Here is a 17,161-nt window from a genome sequence, read left to right on the forward strand (position 1 = left end):
AAACTCGCAAATTTTGTGAGTTTTTTCTGTTCTTTTACGCACTTACTAGTTGGAGGTAGTAAAATGAACAATATCCATTCTTATATCGAAATATTGAAAAACTATAAGTGGCAGATTGGTCTGCCGGCTGCGGCAGGGGTCATTTTGACCAGCTTTCTGCTCTTTAGCCAACCCGCCAAATCCGTTGACCAAACAGGTCTAGCTGACTTAACCAGGACAGAGCAGACAAGCTCTGCATCATCTGAGGACCAAACGAAAACAGCATCTAGCTCAACTGAAGTGAGCAGCCAGTTGGTGGTCGATGTCAAGGGAGCGGTGAAAAAGCCGGGGCTCTATACCCTTGAACATGGTAGCCGGGTCAACGATGCCCTGCTGGCTGCTGGTGGATTTTCCCAGGAGGCAGATCAGAAGTCAGTCAATCTGGCTCAGAAGCTGAGCGACGAAGCGGTGGTCTATGTGGCTAGTAAAGGTGAAAATATCTCGGTGGTGGCAAGCAGCAATCCCAGCTCTGCTATGTCCCAAAACCAAGACGACAAGCAAGGTCTAGTTAATCTCAATACGGCGACCGAGGCGGAGCTGCAGACTATTTCAGGCGTCGGGGCCAAACGGGCGGCGGACATTATCGCCTATCGGGAGGCCAATGGTGGCTTCAAGAGCGTCGACGACCTCAATAATGTGTCGGGTATCGGCGACAAGACCCTGGAGAACATCCGGCCTTATGTCACGGTTTAAGCTCCCCTGCCAGCCTATCCACCTGGCCCTTTTAGTCGTATCCCTATATTTTGTGGTCCATCGCTTTTCGCTTTTGGCAATAGGCCTACTCAGTTTTCTCTTGGTGGTCTTCTGCTTGCAGCAGGGGCAGAAGGCTTTAGTCAGACTGCTGGCGCTTTTAGGCCTATGTGGTCTCTTCTTCGGATTTCAGTTGTATCAATGGACCAGGGCAGACCAGTCAGCCCCTGAGCAAGTGACGACCCTACTGGTCATTCCAGATACCATTGACATCAACGGAGACAGCCTGTCCTTTCGCGGTCGGGCTGACGGGCGAGTTTACCAAGCCTTCTACAAATTGACAAGTCAAGAGGAGCAGGAAGCTTTTCAAAATCTGTCGGACCTGGTTGAGCTGACGGTAGAGGCTGAGGTGAGCCGGCCAGCCGGTCAGCGTAATTTCAATGGTTTTGATTATGCTGCCTATTTGCGGACCCAGGGCATTTATCGGACGGTCAAGGTTGTGGCTATTTATAAGGTTGACAAGGTTGTGAGCTGGCATCCTCTGGACTGGCTATCTAGCCTGCGAAGAAAGGCTCTGGTCTATGTGAAAACCAATTTCCCTGCTCCCATGAGCCATTATATGACGGGGCTTTTGTTTGGGGAGTTGGATAGCGATTTTGACCAGATGAGTGAGCTCTACTCCAGTCTGGGCATTATCCACCTCTTTGCCCTGTCTGGTATGCAGGTTGGCTTTTTTGTGGACAAATTTCGTTGGATTCTCCTGCGGCTGGGTCTGACCAAGGAGACGGTGGACAAGGTTCAAATTCTCTTTTCACTTGTTTATGCTGGTCTGACAGGCTGGTCGGTTTCTGTCGTCCGGTCTTTAGTACAGAAAATTCTGGGCAATCTGGGGTTGCGGAAGTTGGATAACTTTGCGGTGACGGTCTTTGTCTGCCTGCTCATTATGCCACGCTTTTTACTGACAGCAGGCGGTGTCCTGACCTTTACCTACGCTTTCTTGCTGACAGTTTTTGACTTCGAGGACTTGGGCTGGTTTAAGAAAATTGTGGTGGAAAGTTTGGCTATTTCGGCTGGGATTTTACCTATTCTAATCGGCTATTTTTATTCTTTCCAGCCCCTGTCCATTCTGCTGACCTTTACTTTTTCCTTTGTATTCGATGTCTTGCTCCTACCAGGTCTGTCCTCGATTTTCCTGCTATCGCCCTTGGTCAAAATTACTTGGGTCAATGGATTTTTTGTCCTCTTGGAGAAAATCATTGTCTGGGTGGCGGATTTGGGGTTGCGTCCGTGGATTTTTGGCAAGCCATCACCTCTGGTCTTGCTGGTTTTGCTGGTCGGTCTTTTCTTGCTCTATGATTTTCACAGGCGGAAAAAATGGCTGATTGGTCTCAGCCTGGTCCTCGCTCTGCTATTTTTCATGACAAAACATCCCCTGGAAAATGAGGTGACCATGGTGGACGTGGGGCAGGGAGATAGCCTTTTCCTGCGGGATTGGCGGGGGCGGACGGTGCTCATTGATGTGGGTGGGCGCGTGGATTTTGCAGCCAAGGAGGCCTGGCAGGAGCGGTCGCGCAAGGCCAATGCAGAGCAGACCTTGATTCCTTACCTTCATAGTCGAGGTGTGGGCAGGATTGACAGTTTGGTCTTGACCCATACCGAAGTGTGAGTTCTGAAATTGATACAATAACACGTAACGGTTTTAAATGAAGTTTATTATTTTTTTGAAAAAATTCGCAAATTTTACTTTTTCTTGCGAATATAATAAGTGAAAGCAAATTGCTTACTTATTAATGATGAAGAGGAAAAGTAGAATGACAACAATATTTTTAACAAAAACTAACTGCACTAATTGTGGAAAACAAAGTACATTTGAACGATTTGATAGGGTTTATACGGTGAAGACACCCGATATTATTTCTGCTATTTTAGACTGGGATTTCTTTAAGTTTACCTGCCATAACTGTAAACATATGGTGCTAATTGATTACCCAACAGTCGTAGTAGATGAAGAACAAAAAACAATTATTCAGTATTGTGCAGATGGTAATGTTGATGTGCTTTCTATGCAAATTTGCTCTTTGATTACTGAGGGTGTTAATATCAGTGAGTATAAAATACGAGTTGTTTCGGATATAGAGTCTTTTGTTGAGAAGGTACAGATTGTTTCAGCAGGGTATGATGATAGAGCAATTGAGCTTATGAAGTTCATGAATAGTCCTCTGGAGGATGGTGATATTCAGTTTAACTATGAGCACATGGTTTTCACTGAGGTTGGACTGGAAAGTTATCAATTTATGTTTATTGATAACCAGATTGCAGTAGCATCTCTCGACTTTTCTCAAGAACAATATGAGTACTACCTTGCTGATGTTGAAGACCTAGAAACTAATACATATTACATAGATTCTAGATGGGCGGAATCATTCTGTCGTACCAGTTTGGCTTAAAACCTTTTTATAATTTACATGAAAAAGACCTGATTGTTAGTCAGGTCATTTTTCATTTACAGATTGCAAAAATGGTAGTTTTAATATTTTGTTTAGCTAGAGGTCTATTTTTGATTAGCAGCTAAAGTATCTAATAATAAACGTCCAATAATGTAAAGTGGAAGTCGAGAATGTACTTCTACATCTGGGAAGTATGTTAACTCTGTTTTAAATCCAAAAAGCTTAATCTGAGTATAATTTGATAGGCTACCTGAAGGGTTAGCACTTAGAAGTATAGTAGTGGTATCGTTTTGTTGACAAATTTTTGCAGCATCTTGTAATTCAATCGTTTCTCCATTTAAGGATATAAATACCACACAATCATTTGCATCCAATCTGGCACTTACAGTACGGATAATGTTTGGGTCTGTATGAAGTTCTGTATAATATCCCAGTAAGAGAAATTTTGTTTGCATCTCTGTAGCAAGTAATTCAGAAAATCCTCTAGCAAAAATAGTAATTTTCTTTGCACTTTGTAGTTCTGAGATTGCCATTTCTAATGTTTCTAGGTCAAGATCATTAAGTGTTTTTGTAACTTCCTGATAACTCTTTAGTACAGAAACTTTGATTTCGTCGGTAATTTTTTTATCTTTGAGGATGGATAAGCTATCCTGTTTTCTGTCTTTTACATCGTGCTTAAAATCAGAAAATCCAGTATAACCTTTTTTTTGTAGTGTTCTAGTAATAGTTGCAGTTGAAACATTTAATAATTCACTAGCTTCCGAAATGCTAAGAGTCGAAATCTCTTTAAATTTGTTATTAAGATGTGTCCAAGTGTGTTTTTCAGTTTCAGTCAAATGTTTATTAATTGCCATAATAATTCCTTATGCTTTATGAATTTTTAGTGTTATAAAGGGAAGAGTATTTTAAAATGTAATCATCATTAAAGAAACTGCAACACACAAAATTAGATGATGTAGCTATCTTAACTGATAATTTATGCTCATTATTATCTATGATTTTCAGTTTGCCTTTTTTGAATTTTCGGATGGCCTGTAGAGTAAAATGTTACAAAAACATTAGAATATTAGAAAACACTTACATTATAAAAATGTTATTATTATTATAACAAAAAAAGAATGAAAGGAGAATAAGGTGTGGGTATCTATACTTTAACAATGAATCCGGCTATCGATATGTTTATCAAAACAAACCAGCTAAAAAATAACATCGTTAATCGAACTTTATACGATGAACTGCAACCAAACGGAAAAGGTGTTAATGTCTCGTTTATACTAAAGATGCTAGATATTCCAAATACAGCATTTGGGTTTAGTGCTGGTTTTACGGGACAGTTCATAAAGGATGAGTTACTTGCTAAAGGGATTACCGAAGAGTTTATTGACGTTGAAGGAATAACTAGAATTAATGTGTTCACACAGGTTCTAGAAACATCAGAGGAGTATAAATTGGTAAATAAAGGCCCAGAAATTTCTCCTTCTGCTCAAGATACTCTATTAGAAAAAATTCGATTGCTAGGTTCAGATGATTATTTAGTTATTTCAGGAAGTCTTCCTAGAGGAATTGATTCCAGTTATTTAGTTAAGATAGCTGAGATAACCGATGAAAATAAAGTATCTTTAATTTTAGATATTAGTGATCCAGTTATTCTCACTTGCCTAAAGTATAAGCCATATCTGATTAAGCCAAATGATGAAGAGATTGCACAGTGGTTTGGAGTGACCGAAATTTCAGAAGATGCCATTTTAGTATATGGAAAAACGCTTCAAGACAAAGGTGCAAGAAATGTACTGATATCTTTAGGTGGTAAGGGAGCAGTAATGTTTACGGACAGTGGAGAAATATTTACTTGCAACGCTCCGAAAGGAGAAGTGGTAAATACTGCTTGTGCGGGAGATACTACTCTTGGTACTTTTTTAGGATCAAAAATCTTGGGTCTATCAACTGAGAAATCCTTAATCAAAGCGGTTGCTGCAGGCTCTTCGACAGCATTTAGAAGTGGACTAACGGATTTTTCAGATGTCGATGAATTAAGTAAACAAATATTACTAAAAAAAATGGAGGTAAAGTAGATGGCTACTTATAAATTGATTGCAGCTACTGGTTGTCCAACTGGTATAGCACATACATTCATGGCTCAAGAAGCACTTGAGCAAGCAGCAAAAGAGCGTAACGTTTCTATCAAGGTAGAAACTCATGGTCAAATTGGTATTGAGAACGAGTTGACAGCTGAAGAAATTGCTGCAGCAGATGCGGTTATTATTGCAGCTGACAAGGATGTAAACGCAGAACGCTTTGCAGGGAAACGTGTCATTGAGACTTCAGTTGGGGAAGGTATTAAAAATGCTTCTAAATTGATTGATGATGCTCTATCTGGTAAAGGTGTTGTAAAAGCAGGTGAAGCTATTAAGCAAGAATCTTCATCAGCAGGTAATGAGAGTTTTGGACGTCAAATCTATAAACATCTAATGAACGGTGTGTCTCACATGCTTCCATTTGTAGTTGCAGGAGGAGTTTTGATTGCCATTTCATTCCTATTTGGTATTTTTTCATTTGACCCAAATAGTGAACAATATAATCCTTTTGCTGCTATGTTGAAAAATGACATTGGTGGTGTAGCAATGGGTATGATGGTTCCTGTTTTATCAGCTTATATTGCCGAATCTATTGCTAAGCGTCCTGGATTTGTATCAGGTCTTGTCGCTGGTTTGATGGCCGCAAATGGAGGATCAGGATTCTTAGGTGGTATCGTTGGTGGTTTCGCTGCTGGTTATATTGTTTTGGCTCTAATGAAACTATTTAAGGGATTGCCAAAATCACTAGATGGTTTGAAAGCTATTTTCCTATATCCATTGTTCGGTGTATTTGTTACTGGATTATTTATGGTGGCAGTGAACTCTCCAATGACATGGGTAAATGAATCTATGATGGCTTGGCTCGCAGGATTTGAAAATGCCAATCCTATAATTCTTGGAATTATTATTGGTTGCATGTCTGCTTTTGATATGGGTGGTCCAGTAAATAAAGCAGCGTATGTAACAGGTACAGCCCTTCTAGCACAAGGAAATACTAGCTTTATGGCAGGTGTTTCTGCAGCATGTATTGTCCCACCATTGACAACTTTTGTTGCTACAACAGTATTCCGTAAATATTACTCTGATGAAGATTGCAATGCAGGTCTTGCAAATTTAATATTAGGTTCTACACATATTACTGAAGGTGCTATCCCCTTCGCTGCGAAAGATCCACTCCGTAATCTACCAACATTGATGCTTGGGTCATCAATTGGTGCAGTGTTAACTTATCTTTGGGGTGTAAAAGTTCCTGCTCCACATGGTGGATTCTTAGTCCTTCCTGTAGTAACAAATGCTGGACTTTGGGTGTTAGCAATTGCAATTGGAGCTATTATTTCAGGATTACTTCTAGGATATATTCAAAAAACTAAAATTGAAAAGGTATAAGAGGTACATTAATGATAGATAAGAAATTAGTACAAGTTGATGTGTCTGCTTCATCAAAGGAGAGTGTGTTTGATTGTTTATCACAACTGGTTTTTGAACATGGATATGCAACAGACATTGCCTTAGTTAAAGAAGCACTTCTTGCAAGGGAAGATGAAGGTACTACCGGAATGATGGATGGTTTTGCCATTCCACATGCTAAATCTTCTGCAATCACAAAACCTGGCGTAGCTGTATTGAAATTGGCTAATGGTGTTGAATGGCAGTCAATGGATGGTCAACCTATCACTTCAGTTATTGCACTATTTATTCCGGAAACGGAAGCAGGTACCACTCACTTAAAATTTTTATCAAAGATTGCTCGTTTACTCATGAAGACAGAGTTCAAAATATCTTTTACAAATGCTAATAGTGTAGATGAAATTGTTGAGCTATTGAAGAAACACTTAGTGTAATCATCATTATCTCCTGACGTATAGAGTAGATGTCAGGAGATTTCTTTATTAAGGAAGGAATAAAAATGGTAAAAAATCTATCTAAGTTAATGACAAAGAATGGCATTATATCAGCTCTTGCTTTTGACCAACGTGGCGCCTTGAAAAAGATGATCGCAAAACATCAGACAGAAACTCCAACCGTAGAGCAAATGGAAAAGTTGAAAACTCTAGTATCTGAAGAGTTAACACAGTTTTCTTCTTCTATTCTTTTAGATCCTGAATTTGGCTTACCAGCTTCACACGCCCGTGATGAACAATGTGGCTTACTTTTGGCCTATGAAAAAACTGGCTATGACACCAGCTCTACCAATCGTTTGCCAGATTGCCTAGTAGAATGGTCTGTAAAACGACTAAAAGAAGTGGGGGCAGATGCCATTAAGTTTCTACTCTACTATGACGTTGATGGTGATCCATACGTTAATCTTCAAAAACATGCCTATATTGAACGTTTAGGTTCAGAATGTCAGGCAGAAGGTTTGCCATTCTTCTTGGAGATTTTGAGCTATGATGAAACGATTGAAGACAATGCTAGTGTTGAGTTTGCGAAAGCAAAACCTAGAAAAGTAAATGAAGCCATGAGAGTATTTTCGGACGAACGCTTTGGAGTAGATGTTCTCAAGGTAGAAGTACCTGTGAACATGAATTTTGTAGAAGGCTTTGGAACAGGGGAAGTCGTTTATACAAAAGAAGAAGCAGCCGAATATTTCCGTCAACAAGAAGCATCAACTCATTTGCCATACATTTATCTAAGCGCAGGTGTTTCTGCAAAACTCTTCCAAGATACACTAGTGTTTGCTCATGATTCAGGAGCTAAATTTAATGGTGTATTATGCGGTCGTGCAACATGGGCTGGAGTTGTGCCTGTTTATATTGAGCAAGGTGAAGAAGCAGCACGAGAATGGTTACGAACTGTTGGTCGTGAAAATATTGAGAGCTTAGACAGAGTATTATCTCTTACTGCTAGTTCTTGTGCGGAGGGATAGATAGAACTATTCTAGGAAAAATTTCTTAGTATTTTAAAAAACTAGAATCCATGTCTAAAGAAAATAGGAGCAGTTTATGAGCTCCTATTTTTGTGATAAGTAAGTTGTTGTACTCTTGTAAGAATAGCGGTAGATTAGCGGATTCTCATCTACGGTACTTACCTCAAATATGAAGAAGTGATCACGGTTATCTCTTGCCTTTTCCTTATTTAGGACAAAGTAATTCTTACGAGAAGTCGCCATTGTTTTGATGATATCATCAGTCAGGAAGGTCAATGGAATATTCATATTGGAGTAGCGGTAGAAGTCACGTTCAAAATCTTGGTAGCTCTCGCTGTAATAGTCCATTTGAAGGTGATTACGCTGAAACTCAAGCTGATTCATAGAGCACCTCCTCTACAAGTTCAATACTAATTATGTCGTTCAATTTCAAATTGATGTGACCTGTTGTAGTTTTTATCAAAATGAAATCTTTGTTCAGACTTGGTATTGTCCCAGTGTAGGAAACTCGCTTGTTTTTTTCAACGACATGAATGCGTGTGTGCAATTGCCCAGTGTACACTTGACTGAGGAGTAATAATTTCTTCTCTAGTGATAAATCAGACATATACGTTACTTTGTTTGCATCATCAGAAAGAGCAGATGTATGCTCAGATAGGAAAAATCCCATCCATTTTTGCATCTTAGTATCCTGGTACTCCCTTGCTGACTGAAATGGCAAGTATGAACGATCAATCATTTTAATCCCTCCAATCCACCAGCGGAATGACCGCCGATAAGTTTACTACGTTCAATATTTCTGGAACCTTCGGTTAGGACGGTTCCTTTTTGAATAGCTAAAAAGCCAAACTGTTCTCTGACAACATCAATTGCTGTCTGAAGTCTATTTTCTTTTTCAATTTGTTCTACATCATCAAAAAGTGACAGTAGAGTAAAGTTTTCATCTACAAAGCCACCATAAGACACACCGATTTGCCTCACTGCACCAGAGGTGTATTTCTTTCGGAATAATTCAAGTACATGACCAACCATTGTTTTTGGAAGATTTGTGGGTTCAATTTTTTTCTGTGCATTTATAGATTTTTTCATCTCAGTTCTAGAATAGCCAATATGAATAGAAACGACAGTAGCTTTTTTATGTGCCGAGCGAAGACGGTTAGCAACTTGGTCAGCCATTTCAGCTAATACGATTTCAATTTCTCTTTGGGTTCTGTAATCTCTAGGAAGTACTTGAGAATTACCCAATCCTCGTGATTTTGGTTTATAGGGGTCATGGACGTTGCTCTCGTCAACTCCATTTGCGTGAAACCAAAGCTGAACTCCGACTTTACCGAATTCTTTTTTGAGAATATCGGGATTGAAATTGGCCAGTTCTTTGATTGAATGAATACCAAGTTTTTGTAAATGAATCTCTGTTTTACTGCCAATCCCCCAAAAGTCTGATAATTTTGGTATGGACCATACTTTGGTTTCTACATCTTGGTATGACCAGTTAGCCCTCATTGTAGCAGTTTTCTTAGCTTCATTATCTAGAGCTAGTTTAGCTAGCAGGGGGTTGGAATTGCTCATGCCTACAGTTGAGATAATACCTGTTTTACGGTAAATATCTCGTTGGATCATGGCAGAAACATTATCTAACATATCTTTTCTAGACATTGACTTATCAGGAATGAAGTAAGAAAGTGAGCTTGTGAGGTCAATAAATCCTTCATCGATTGAATAGGGGAGAATGTCATCTGGAGCAGCATAGTCTTGGAAGATATGCTGAATCTCTAGATTCTTCTCAATATATCTGTCCATTCGAGGAGGAACGATGAGTGTACGTTTTGCCCAGTGTTCAATAAACGATTTATACTTTGGTGTTACCTCAATTCCCTGCTTCCATGCATTTTGATAGCTGAATTTTCGAGTGTTGATATCAAATGGCAAGTCGTAGGAACGACCTACATTTGCTTTACCGAAGACTTTCTTAAACATAGGAGAAGAAGCGAGAATCAATCCTGCCGAGTTGTCTGCACGGCTCATGACACACAGTGATGTGTAGAGCGGATGCAAACCTCTATCCACACATTCTACCGAAGCGTAGAAGGACTTCATATCGAGGAAGGCTATGTCACTTTGAGGTTCAAAAGAATAGTCGATATAGCCCATAGGATTATCTCCTTTTAAGTTTTTCTAGCTCTTCGATAAGTTCACCGATGTAATCTGTGATGTCGTATTCAAATTTGTCAGGGGTGAAGATAATACGTTCGTCTTTGATGTAAATCATTTCTTTAACATTCATTGGTATTGTCATCCTCCTCGGTCATAGCAATTAAAATAGAATCTTCTATCAAAAAAGCGTAAGGATAGATTTTAGCATCCTCATTTTGAGGAATAAGAATTTCATCGAATCCTTCATTCTCTAGTCGCTCTTCAAAGTTGTCCATATTGAATATTTCAACTTTACAATCAGGGTTGAAACCATATGTTCCAAGTTCTAAAATATCCTTTAGCTTCATGATTATACCCCCTCTACAGGCATAAAGTGACCCACAACTAGACCGACAATTCTTGGTTCATCCTCATAAGGGATGAACTTCTCTGGATAGTCCTTATTCAGGGAAACCATTCTAAATCCATCCTCATCACGGTAGAGTTTTTTGATATAGATAAAGTCATTCCATGATAATGCATAGACAGCTCCATCATAGTCGAATCCGTTTGAACGAATTAGTGCGACTTCACCGCTCTTATAAACGGGCTCCATAGAGTCTCCCTCAATCCAAGCTGCAATGTCGTAACCGTATTGTTCCTCATCTGAGTAGACTGTTTCAGTTTCAAACTCGTCAAAGAATCCTTCTCCGAGACCAGCTGAGAGTTGGATATCCGATAGCACTTGGACTGAGAAGAGTGGAGTTACTTTAGAGGTTTGTTGGGAAAGAAGAAGCTCCTCTACAAAGTCTTCTGCCTTTATCTGATTATCAGGAGATAATTGAAGATAGTTATTGACAATATTGTATTCAGATTCAAAATAAGTGACTGGGACGTCTAGGATTTTGGCGAGGGCAGTGAGGTTTTTTTGGTTAGGTATGCTTTTTCCCTTTTCCCAGTTATGAAAAGCTGTTCTATTAACTCCTATTATTGAAGCAATTTCGGATTGTGATAACATTTTTTCATTTCTTCGATGCTTAAGTCGTTCTTTTGAAAACATAATGTCTCCTTGTTAAATTATATCTTAACAAAATTATAACAAATTTGGATAGAAAAGCAATAAGTAAGTAGTATCCCTTTTTGGAATAAGTCAATGTGGTATGTTAATTTTGTTTCAATCGTGATACAATATAAGAAGTAATTTTATGTACAGAAATTAATACGAATCTGTTAGGAATTTGTCTAATTTATTGGCTAAAAAATTAGTAGGAGAGCAAGGTAATGTATTTTTACGAAAAACGAGGAAGTTATCAAGTAAAATGTTACAGATATGATTTGACTGATGAAATGCGTGATAAAGCGTTAGATTTTGCAAAAAAAATTATTCTGTCTGATAATCAATATTCCAGATTACTACCTGAAGATGTATTTCTAAGTAATGATATTGAACTTAAGAATAAAATTGAAATTCAGCGAACATATATGGGAAAACTTGGTGAGATTGCTTTTTTGAAGTTACTGAAAGATAAAAACAAAGTGGTTGATACCAGCGGAATGTTTACTATATATGAAGGACAAAGAAAAACTGATAGTTATGATTTTATTACAGATTTTTCAGAAAGTGTTGATGTGAAAACGGGGTTTCGATACAATCATAGCCGACTTTTAGTTAATTTGGAGCAATTTAACAGTAAACCTAAAAATTTTTATGTCGCAGTTAGATTGAATGCAACTGATACTAATATTGATACAAAATTAGTCGATTGGTTCAGTGTGACACATGCGGATATTTTAGGTTTTGTTGAATTTGATTTTTTAAATGAAAAGTGTGATATAAAAAATTTTGGTGAAGGAGATGCAAAATTTATCCCCTATAATAGACTTTTAGGCATTGATAAGTTAATTAGTCGGTTTAAATAGTGTGAATTTACGGTGTTACTAATAGCACCGCTTTTTTTAAAAAATTTTTATAATATCATTTAATGTTGTTAAATATAAATAAATATCAAAAAATATCAAAAAAAATAACATAAAGATGTCTATTGTCAAAAAATTGCTAATAACTAATTAAAGTGCTATTATAGGGAAAGAAAAAATAGCAGTGAAAGGTATAGATTATGGAGAAAGAGAAGTGGATAAGTATAGAAGAAGCAGCAACTTATCTAAGTGTGAAACCAGTGACTATTAGAAATTGGATAAAGCATAATATGGATATGCCAGCTCATAAAATAGGAAGAAAATGGGCTTTTAAGTGTTCTGAGCTTGATAATTGGGTAAAAAGCGGAAAAAGCACAATGGATTAATTTTTTAAAGGAGTGTGGTGTACGTAAATATGCTAAATAGAGCATTTAATATTGTAAATAACTTTTTAGCACAAAAGTATTCTCATTCAGAACTTTTGGTTTTGAGAAGCGAATTGAATAGAATATATTATTCTGAATATAAAAGTGATGAATATTATGATAATTTTTTTGAAATACAAGATTTATTATCAACATTAAATGAGAGAGAATCGATACGAAAAACTAAAGGTGTTTATTATACGCCAAATGACGTAGTAAGTTTTATAGTTACAAATAGTTTCAAGATTTTGTCACAAAATGTCGATTATTTCAAATTGGATAACTCCATAAATTTTGAAGTAAATTTTATGGAGATTTGCTTTAGTAAAACTGTATTTGATCCAACTTGTGGGGCGGGTGAGTTTCTAATTGAGACTTTGGATTATAAGTATAATTTACTAGAAAGAAGTATCGCTAATCCCAGTATTGCAGAAGTACATGCGGTATTACAAACAATATTTGGTAATGATATTAATCCTGACTCTATCAATATTACAAAATTGAGGATTTTTCTATATATTTTGGAAAGATATGGGATAGATTCAATTATCGGAATATCAAAAATATTAAGTCAAAACTTTACAGTACAAGATTATTTACAACAACTTACTGTAAGTAAAGAATCTCTTTGTGAACGAAGATTTGATGTTATTTTAGGCAATCCACCATATGTGGAACAATCTAAAAGCGGTTTAGAACTAGAAAGAAATTATGGGAATATTTATGCTCATGTTTTAGAGAAATCCTCAACACAATTGAAACAAAATGGTGTAATAGGATTTATTATTCCACTTTCTTATGTGTCAACACCACGTATGAAATCTATTAGGGAGACACTTTATAAACTAATTCCAACTCAGGTAATTTTGAATTTTTCTGATCGGCCTGATTGTCTTTTTACATCTGTGCATCAAAAATTGACTATAATTTTTGGGAGGAATACCAATTCTACTGTATCAATTTTTACAGGGAACTATACTTATTGGTATAAAAATGAAAGAGATTTTCTTTTTCAAAGTTCAGAAGTAATTGAAAATAATTTTATTGAAGAGAAATTTATTCCAAAACTAGGAAATAACTTCGATGTTTCAATTTACAAAAATATAAAATCTCAAGCGAATGCACTAAACTCTTTGTTTGATGGAGGAGATAAATCAATATATCTAAATATGCGTGCAGCATTTTGGATTAAAGCATTTTTGAATAAACATAAAGGTTCAGAGTATAAGATATTTTCTTCAAGTAATGTCGATAATATTAACTATGCTATGTGTCTGTTTAATTCATCTTTATTTTGGTGGTTTTGGATTTGTATATCTGATTGTTGGCACATAACTCAAAAAGAGTTAAATGGATTTAGAATTCCAATTAATTTCGATACTAAAATAGTTAAAGAATTAGCAAATAATTTGGAAATGAAATTAGAGGAAACCAAACTTTATGTAGGTACAAAACAGACAGAGTTTGAGTATAAACATAGACTATGTGTAGAAGAAATCCATAAAATAGATGATTATATTAATCAGCTTTTTGGATTAAGCGAAGCTGAAAGTGACTATATAAAGAGTTTTGCTTATAAATATCGGATAAGTGGAGGACGAAATGTTAAAAATAATTGATTTATTTTCTGGTGTTGGAGGTCTTTCACTCGGATTCATTCAGAATGGAAATAAAGTAAAAAAGGCAGTTGAATACGATAAAACCATTGCAAACTCCTACATATTAAATCATCCCGGGGTAGATGTTATTATTGATGATATAGCAAACATAGATAATGCAGGGATTTTTAAAGAAGGTGATGCAGACGTGATAGTTGGCGGTCCACCATGTCAAGGCTTTTCAATGGCAGGAGCTAGAATTAGGAATGGTTTCATGGATGACCCTCGTAACTATCTATTTAAACATTATTTTAATATTGTAAAATCTGTAAAACCTAAAGTATTCATTATGGAAAATGTAAAAGGGATTCAAACGATGCAGAATGGAGAAATTTTTGCTGAGATTCTTCGTATATTTTCCGATGCTGAATTACTTGGTGGAGAACCGTATCAATTATTTTATAAAGTAGTAAAAGCAACTGACTTTGGAATCCCTCAAAAACGAGAGAGGATGATAATTATTGGGACCACAGTACCTAATATTAATTATATGGATATTTGGGAAGATACAATTATACAAATTAGAAGAGAAATACCAACTTTTTTTGATTCAGTAACTGTCCGTGATGCCATTTCAAATTTGTGTGAACCTACAGATTCAGGCGTAGTCACAAGTACAAGATCAATGACGGATTATCAAATGTATTTAGAATCACGAAACTCAACATTAACAAATCATTCAAAGACAAACCACTCGACTGTTGCTGTTGAGAGAATGAAAAAGGTAAAATCAGGTGAGAATTTTACGGTACTGAATGAAAGAATAAATTCTGTGCATAGTGGTTCTTATGGAAGGCTTAGTTGGGATGAACCAGCACCGACAATAACGACACGATTTGATACTCCTTCTGGTGGTCGTTTTATTCATCCTATTGAAAATCGTACTCTAACTCCTAGAGAAGCTGCAAGGATTCAAAGTTTTCCTGATGATTTCGTATTTTATGGTAATAAAACATCTATAAACAAACAAATAGGTAATGCTGTACCACCAAAAATTTCTTATTTCTTATCTAAACTTGTAGAAAACATATTGAAGAAAGGGAATATATGAATAGAATGTTAGAACAAAAGATTAATGAACTAGAGGCAGCTCAAAATTATGAATGTTGGTATCTCGTGAAACAAGATACTTCGTTTGTAAGTTTATGCTATCAAGTAGAATTTTTACGTCAGTTTCAAGAAGATTCTAAAGGCTTAAACCTAGAAAGTTTTATAAAGAAGAGAGTATCTCAGATAAAGAGCGAAAAAAATGGCGTTACGATTTCTGAGACTCATAGAGCACTTAGAGTGGCTGCATTTTTTGGTTTGATTACTATGACATCAAATAGCTATAATACTGCACAAATTTCTCCAACATTTTACGAAATAAAGGAACTTTGTGATGGAAATTTTGAAAAAATAGGATTATATAAAGATATCGTTCAAAGACAAATCGAGAAAATGTTCATTAGTTCAAGTATTGATGAAGAGTATAAAGGAATTCGTAAAGATTTTAGACTATTTCCAGTAATGTTTCTTTATAAGATTTTGATTGAATTAGGTAAAGCCACAGGTGATTACTCTATTTCAATTAACGAGTATAGATATTTAGTTGCCACATCAAAAAAATATGAGGACTATTTAAACACATTAATTTTGATAATGCTTTCGCGTGAAGATATTACTGTGAATTCTGTGTTAGAAAAATATAGAATGAAATTCGATAATCGTCTAATCCAAGCATTAAAACAACTTCAGACACTTGTTATTGATAATGAAAAAATATCAATTCCTGTATATCAAATTGAAAATGTAAAAAATAAGGTCTACCAATTTGAAAAATTAAATGTTGAATCTGTTTCAGATGAGAAATATTTAGGTTTTTTAGCTTCAACACAATCGTTACTTGAGAGTGAATTCAATCCAGAGAATCAAAATGATGAAATAACAAAAACAAACAACCGAAAAGTAGGTGGGGAAAATATCCTATTCTATGGAGTTCCCGGCTCTGGAAAAAGTCATGCTATAGATAGTAAGTATGGAAAGGAGCGGATGTATCGAGTTGTTTTCCATCCTGATTATATGAATACGGATTTTATTGGTCAAATCTTGCCAACAATTAAAGAAGATGAAACTATTTCATATGAATTTAAACCTGGGCCATTCACAAAGGTAATGAGGAAGGCTTACGAAGATTCAGTGAATATGTATTATCTTATCATTGAAGAAATTAACCGAGGGAATGCTCCAGCTATTTTTGGAGAAATTTTTCAATTACTTGATAGAACTGATAGTGGTGAAAGTAAATACTCAGTTGTAAATTACGATATATCTAAGGCTATTTTTGATAATGAAAACATTCCAATAAAGATTCCGTCCAATTTGACAATCCTTGCTACCATGAACACATCAGATCAGAATGTTTTTACTTTAGATACTGCTTTTCAACGTCGATGGACTATGAAAATGATATTAAATGATATCAATAAAGCGGAACATAAAAATGTAAAAATATCAGATACATCTGTTACTTGGGGACTATTTAATAAAGTTATTAATGAATTAATCATTAGCAGTAATACAAGTATGCTTTCATCTGAGGACAAGAGATTAGGTGCATATTTCATTTCACCAAGTGATTTAAGTAGAGACGATGTAGAAAAGAGATTTTCTGAGAAGGTGGTAAAATATCTATGGGATGATGCATTTAAGTTTTCAAGAGACAAGTTATTTAATACAACGTCATATAAAAGTCTGGAAGATATTATTGTTGGATTTTTATCTAAGAAAGCTGATGAGCGATTTATTATTTTTCCCGCGTTGTAAAATGAAGTGCAACAAAAAAGACATGTTCGTCTGATATACTAGAATTCCCCAACTCAGTATAGAAAGCAGATGAACATGTCCAACACTCATTCTACCAGAAACTCAT

General features: G+C 36.1%; 18 protein-coding genes and 1 pseudogene. 12 read left to right on the forward strand and 7 right to left on the reverse strand.

The features are described from left to right. Positions 1-63: 63 nt before the first annotated feature. The 3 genes and pseudogenes from ACHBHN_RS05500 to ACHBHN_RS05510 all read left to right on the forward strand — a co-directional run bounded on the left by ACHBHN_RS05500 (position 64) and on the right by ACHBHN_RS05510 (position 3,176). Positions 64-732, forward strand: coding sequence for a helix-hairpin-helix domain-containing protein (locus tag ACHBHN_RS05500; protein WP_105161158.1), 669 nt, complete (start codon positions 64-66; stop codon positions 730-732). Further along, positions 719-2,389: pseudogene (locus tag ACHBHN_RS05505) on the forward strand (ComEC/Rec2 family competence protein); the annotation flags it as partial. The gene ACHBHN_RS05500 and the pseudogene ACHBHN_RS05505, both read left to right, overlap by 14 nt. 151 nt (positions 2,390-2,540) lie before the next feature. Then, the gene (locus ACHBHN_RS05510; RefSeq protein ID WP_105155506.1) at positions 2,541-3,176 is read left to right on the forward strand and encodes a CpXC domain-containing protein; all 636 of its coding nucleotides are present in this window, start codon (positions 2,541-2,543) and stop codon (positions 3,174-3,176) included. A gap of 104 nt (positions 3,177-3,280) precedes the next feature. Here ACHBHN_RS05510 and ACHBHN_RS05515 read toward each other — a convergent pair whose 3' ends face one another. After that, positions 3,281-4,030 (reverse strand): MurR/RpiR family transcriptional regulator, encoded by a 750-nt coding sequence (locus ACHBHN_RS05515; RefSeq protein ID WP_222311037.1) that lies wholly within the window; start codon positions 4,028-4,030, stop codon positions 3,281-3,283. Positions 4,031-4,312: 282 nt separating this feature from the next. On the opposite strand from ACHBHN_RS05515, the gene pfkB reads away from it, so the two are divergent. From pfkB to lacD, 4 genes are all read left to right on the forward strand, one after another. After that, the gene (gene pfkB / locus ACHBHN_RS05520) at positions 4,313-5,248 is read left to right on the forward strand and encodes a 1-phosphofructokinase (RefSeq protein ID WP_238711301.1); all 936 of its coding nucleotides are present in this window, start codon (positions 4,313-4,315) and stop codon (positions 5,246-5,248) included. Next, positions 5,249-6,637 (forward strand): PTS fructose transporter subunit IIC, encoded by a 1,389-nt coding sequence (locus tag ACHBHN_RS05525; RefSeq protein ID WP_172099402.1) that lies wholly within the window; start codon positions 5,249-5,251, stop codon positions 6,635-6,637. Between the two features lie 11 nt (positions 6,638-6,648). After that, positions 6,649-7,092 carry a PTS sugar transporter subunit IIA gene (locus tag ACHBHN_RS05530; protein WP_105155502.1) on the forward strand — a complete coding sequence of 148 codons (444 nt, stop codon included), beginning with the start codon at positions 6,649-6,651 and terminating at the stop codon, positions 7,090-7,092. A gap of 65 nt (positions 7,093-7,157) precedes the next feature. Beyond that, positions 7,158-8,117 carry a tagatose-bisphosphate aldolase gene (gene lacD, locus ACHBHN_RS05535; protein WP_105155501.1) on the forward strand — a complete coding sequence of 320 codons (960 nt, stop codon included), beginning with the start codon at positions 7,158-7,160 and terminating at the stop codon, positions 8,115-8,117. Between the two features lie 84 nt (positions 8,118-8,201). Here lacD and ACHBHN_RS05540 read toward each other — a convergent pair whose 3' ends face one another. From ACHBHN_RS05540 to ACHBHN_RS05565, 6 genes are read right to left on the reverse strand one after another with little or no spacing between them, the layout of a single operon-like run. Beyond that, the gene (locus ACHBHN_RS05540) at positions 8,202-8,501 is read right to left on the reverse strand and encodes a DUF5960 family protein (protein WP_105155500.1); all 300 of its coding nucleotides are present in this window, start codon (positions 8,499-8,501) and stop codon (positions 8,202-8,204) included. Further along, complete coding sequence (locus ACHBHN_RS05545; protein WP_024052924.1) at positions 8,488-8,856, reverse strand: hypothetical protein; 369 nt, start codon at positions 8,854-8,856, stop codon at positions 8,488-8,490. Before ACHBHN_RS05545 ends, ACHBHN_RS05540 begins: the two co-directional genes overlap by 14 nt. After that, entirely contained in the window at positions 8,853-10,268 is a 1,416-nt protein-coding gene (locus ACHBHN_RS05550; protein ID WP_394733766.1) for a Y-family DNA polymerase, read from the reverse strand. The genes ACHBHN_RS05545 and ACHBHN_RS05550 overlap by 4 nt, the downstream gene beginning before the upstream one ends. 4 nt (positions 10,269-10,272) lie before the next feature. Next, the gene (locus ACHBHN_RS05555) at positions 10,273-10,401 is read right to left on the reverse strand and encodes a hypothetical protein (RefSeq protein ID WP_014636309.1); all 129 of its coding nucleotides are present in this window, start codon (positions 10,399-10,401) and stop codon (positions 10,273-10,275) included. Beyond that, positions 10,391-10,618 carry a hypothetical protein gene (locus ACHBHN_RS05560; RefSeq protein ID WP_024418919.1) on the reverse strand — a complete coding sequence of 76 codons (228 nt, stop codon included), beginning with the start codon at positions 10,616-10,618 and terminating at the stop codon, positions 10,391-10,393. The genes ACHBHN_RS05555 and ACHBHN_RS05560 overlap by 11 nt, the downstream gene beginning before the upstream one ends. A 2-nt stretch (positions 10,619-10,620) precedes the next feature. After that, positions 10,621-11,310: a helix-turn-helix transcriptional regulator gene (locus ACHBHN_RS05565; protein ID WP_394733767.1), complete on the reverse strand. Its 690-nt coding sequence runs from the start codon at positions 11,308-11,310 to the stop codon at positions 10,621-10,623. Positions 11,311-11,531: 221 nt separating this feature from the next. On the opposite strand from ACHBHN_RS05565, the gene ACHBHN_RS05570 reads away from it, so the two are divergent. From ACHBHN_RS05570 to ACHBHN_RS05590, 5 genes are all read left to right on the forward strand, one after another. Continuing rightward, positions 11,532-12,170, forward strand: a complete 639-nt coding sequence (locus tag ACHBHN_RS05570) for a hypothetical protein (protein ID WP_172051122.1) — start codon at positions 11,532-11,534, stop codon at positions 12,168-12,170. A gap of 197 nt (positions 12,171-12,367) precedes the next feature. Beyond that, positions 12,368-12,553 carry a helix-turn-helix domain-containing protein gene (locus tag ACHBHN_RS05575; protein ID WP_172051123.1) on the forward strand — a complete coding sequence of 62 codons (186 nt, stop codon included), beginning with the start codon at positions 12,368-12,370 and terminating at the stop codon, positions 12,551-12,553. Positions 12,554-12,582: 29 nt separating this feature from the next. After that, entirely contained in the window at positions 12,583-14,211 is a 1,629-nt protein-coding gene (locus tag ACHBHN_RS05580) for an Eco57I restriction-modification methylase domain-containing protein (RefSeq protein WP_238708488.1), read from the forward strand. After that, on the forward strand, positions 14,195-15,301 hold the full coding sequence (locus ACHBHN_RS05585; RefSeq protein WP_172051125.1) for a DNA cytosine methyltransferase: 1,107 nt from the start codon (positions 14,195-14,197) through the stop codon (positions 15,299-15,301). The genes ACHBHN_RS05580 and ACHBHN_RS05585 overlap by 17 nt, the downstream gene beginning before the upstream one ends. Before the next feature lie 5 nt (positions 15,302-15,306). After that, positions 15,307-17,055, forward strand: coding sequence for an AAA family ATPase (locus ACHBHN_RS05590; RefSeq protein WP_394733768.1), 1,749 nt, complete (start codon positions 15,307-15,309; stop codon positions 17,053-17,055). Positions 17,056-17,161: the final 106 nt, after the last annotated feature.

This window comes from Streptococcus sp. A22 (assembly GCF_043674215.1).
Taxonomy (GTDB): domain Bacteria; phylum Bacillota; class Bacilli; order Lactobacillales; family Streptococcaceae; genus Streptococcus; species Streptococcus suis_V.

Excerpts from the sequence above, each read along its gene's own strand:
- ACHBHN_RS05515 (WP_222311037.1), bottom strand. The coding sequence starts at position 4,030 with ATGGCAATTAATAAACATTTGACTGAAACTGAAAAACACACTTGGACA.
- ACHBHN_RS05580 (WP_238708488.1), top strand. The coding sequence starts at position 12,583 with ATGCTAAATAGAGCATTTAATATTGTAAATAACTTTTTAGCACAAAAG.
- ACHBHN_RS05540 (WP_105155500.1), bottom strand. The coding sequence starts at position 8,501 with ATGAATCAGCTTGAGTTTCAGCGTAATCACCTTCAAATGGACTATTAC.
- ACHBHN_RS05585 (WP_172051125.1), top strand. The coding sequence starts at position 14,195 with ATGTTAAAAATAATTGATTTATTTTCTGGTGTTGGAGGTCTTTCACTC.
- ACHBHN_RS05565 (WP_394733767.1), bottom strand. The coding sequence starts at position 11,310 with ATGTTTTCAAAAGAACGACTTAAGCATCGAAGAAATGAAAAAATGTTA.
- ACHBHN_RS05590 (WP_394733768.1), top strand. The coding sequence starts at position 15,307 with ATGTTAGAACAAAAGATTAATGAACTAGAGGCAGCTCAAAATTATGAA.
- ACHBHN_RS05555 (WP_014636309.1), bottom strand. The coding sequence starts at position 10,401 with ATGAATGTTAAAGAAATGATTTACATCAAAGACGAACGTATTATCTTC.
- ACHBHN_RS05545 (WP_024052924.1), bottom strand. The coding sequence starts at position 8,856 with ATGATTGATCGTTCATACTTGCCATTTCAGTCAGCAAGGGAGTACCAG.
- ACHBHN_RS05530 (WP_105155502.1), top strand. The coding sequence starts at position 6,649 with ATGATAGATAAGAAATTAGTACAAGTTGATGTGTCTGCTTCATCAAAG.
- ACHBHN_RS05500 (WP_105161158.1), top strand. The coding sequence starts at position 64 with ATGAACAATATCCATTCTTATATCGAAATATTGAAAAACTATAAGTGG.
- ACHBHN_RS05525 (WP_172099402.1), top strand. The coding sequence starts at position 5,249 with ATGGCTACTTATAAATTGATTGCAGCTACTGGTTGTCCAACTGGTATA.
- lacD (WP_105155501.1), top strand. The coding sequence starts at position 7,158 with ATGGTAAAAAATCTATCTAAGTTAATGACAAAGAATGGCATTATATCA.
- ACHBHN_RS05550 (WP_394733766.1), bottom strand. The coding sequence starts at position 10,268 with ATGGGCTATATCGACTATTCTTTTGAACCTCAAAGTGACATAGCCTTC.
- ACHBHN_RS05560 (WP_024418919.1), bottom strand. The coding sequence starts at position 10,618 with ATGAAGCTAAAGGATATTTTAGAACTTGGAACATATGGTTTCAACCCT.
- ACHBHN_RS05575 (WP_172051123.1), top strand. The coding sequence starts at position 12,368 with ATGGAGAAAGAGAAGTGGATAAGTATAGAAGAAGCAGCAACTTATCTA.
- ACHBHN_RS05510 (WP_105155506.1), top strand. The coding sequence starts at position 2,541 with ATGACAACAATATTTTTAACAAAAACTAACTGCACTAATTGTGGAAAA.
- ACHBHN_RS05570 (WP_172051122.1), top strand. The coding sequence starts at position 11,532 with ATGTATTTTTACGAAAAACGAGGAAGTTATCAAGTAAAATGTTACAGA.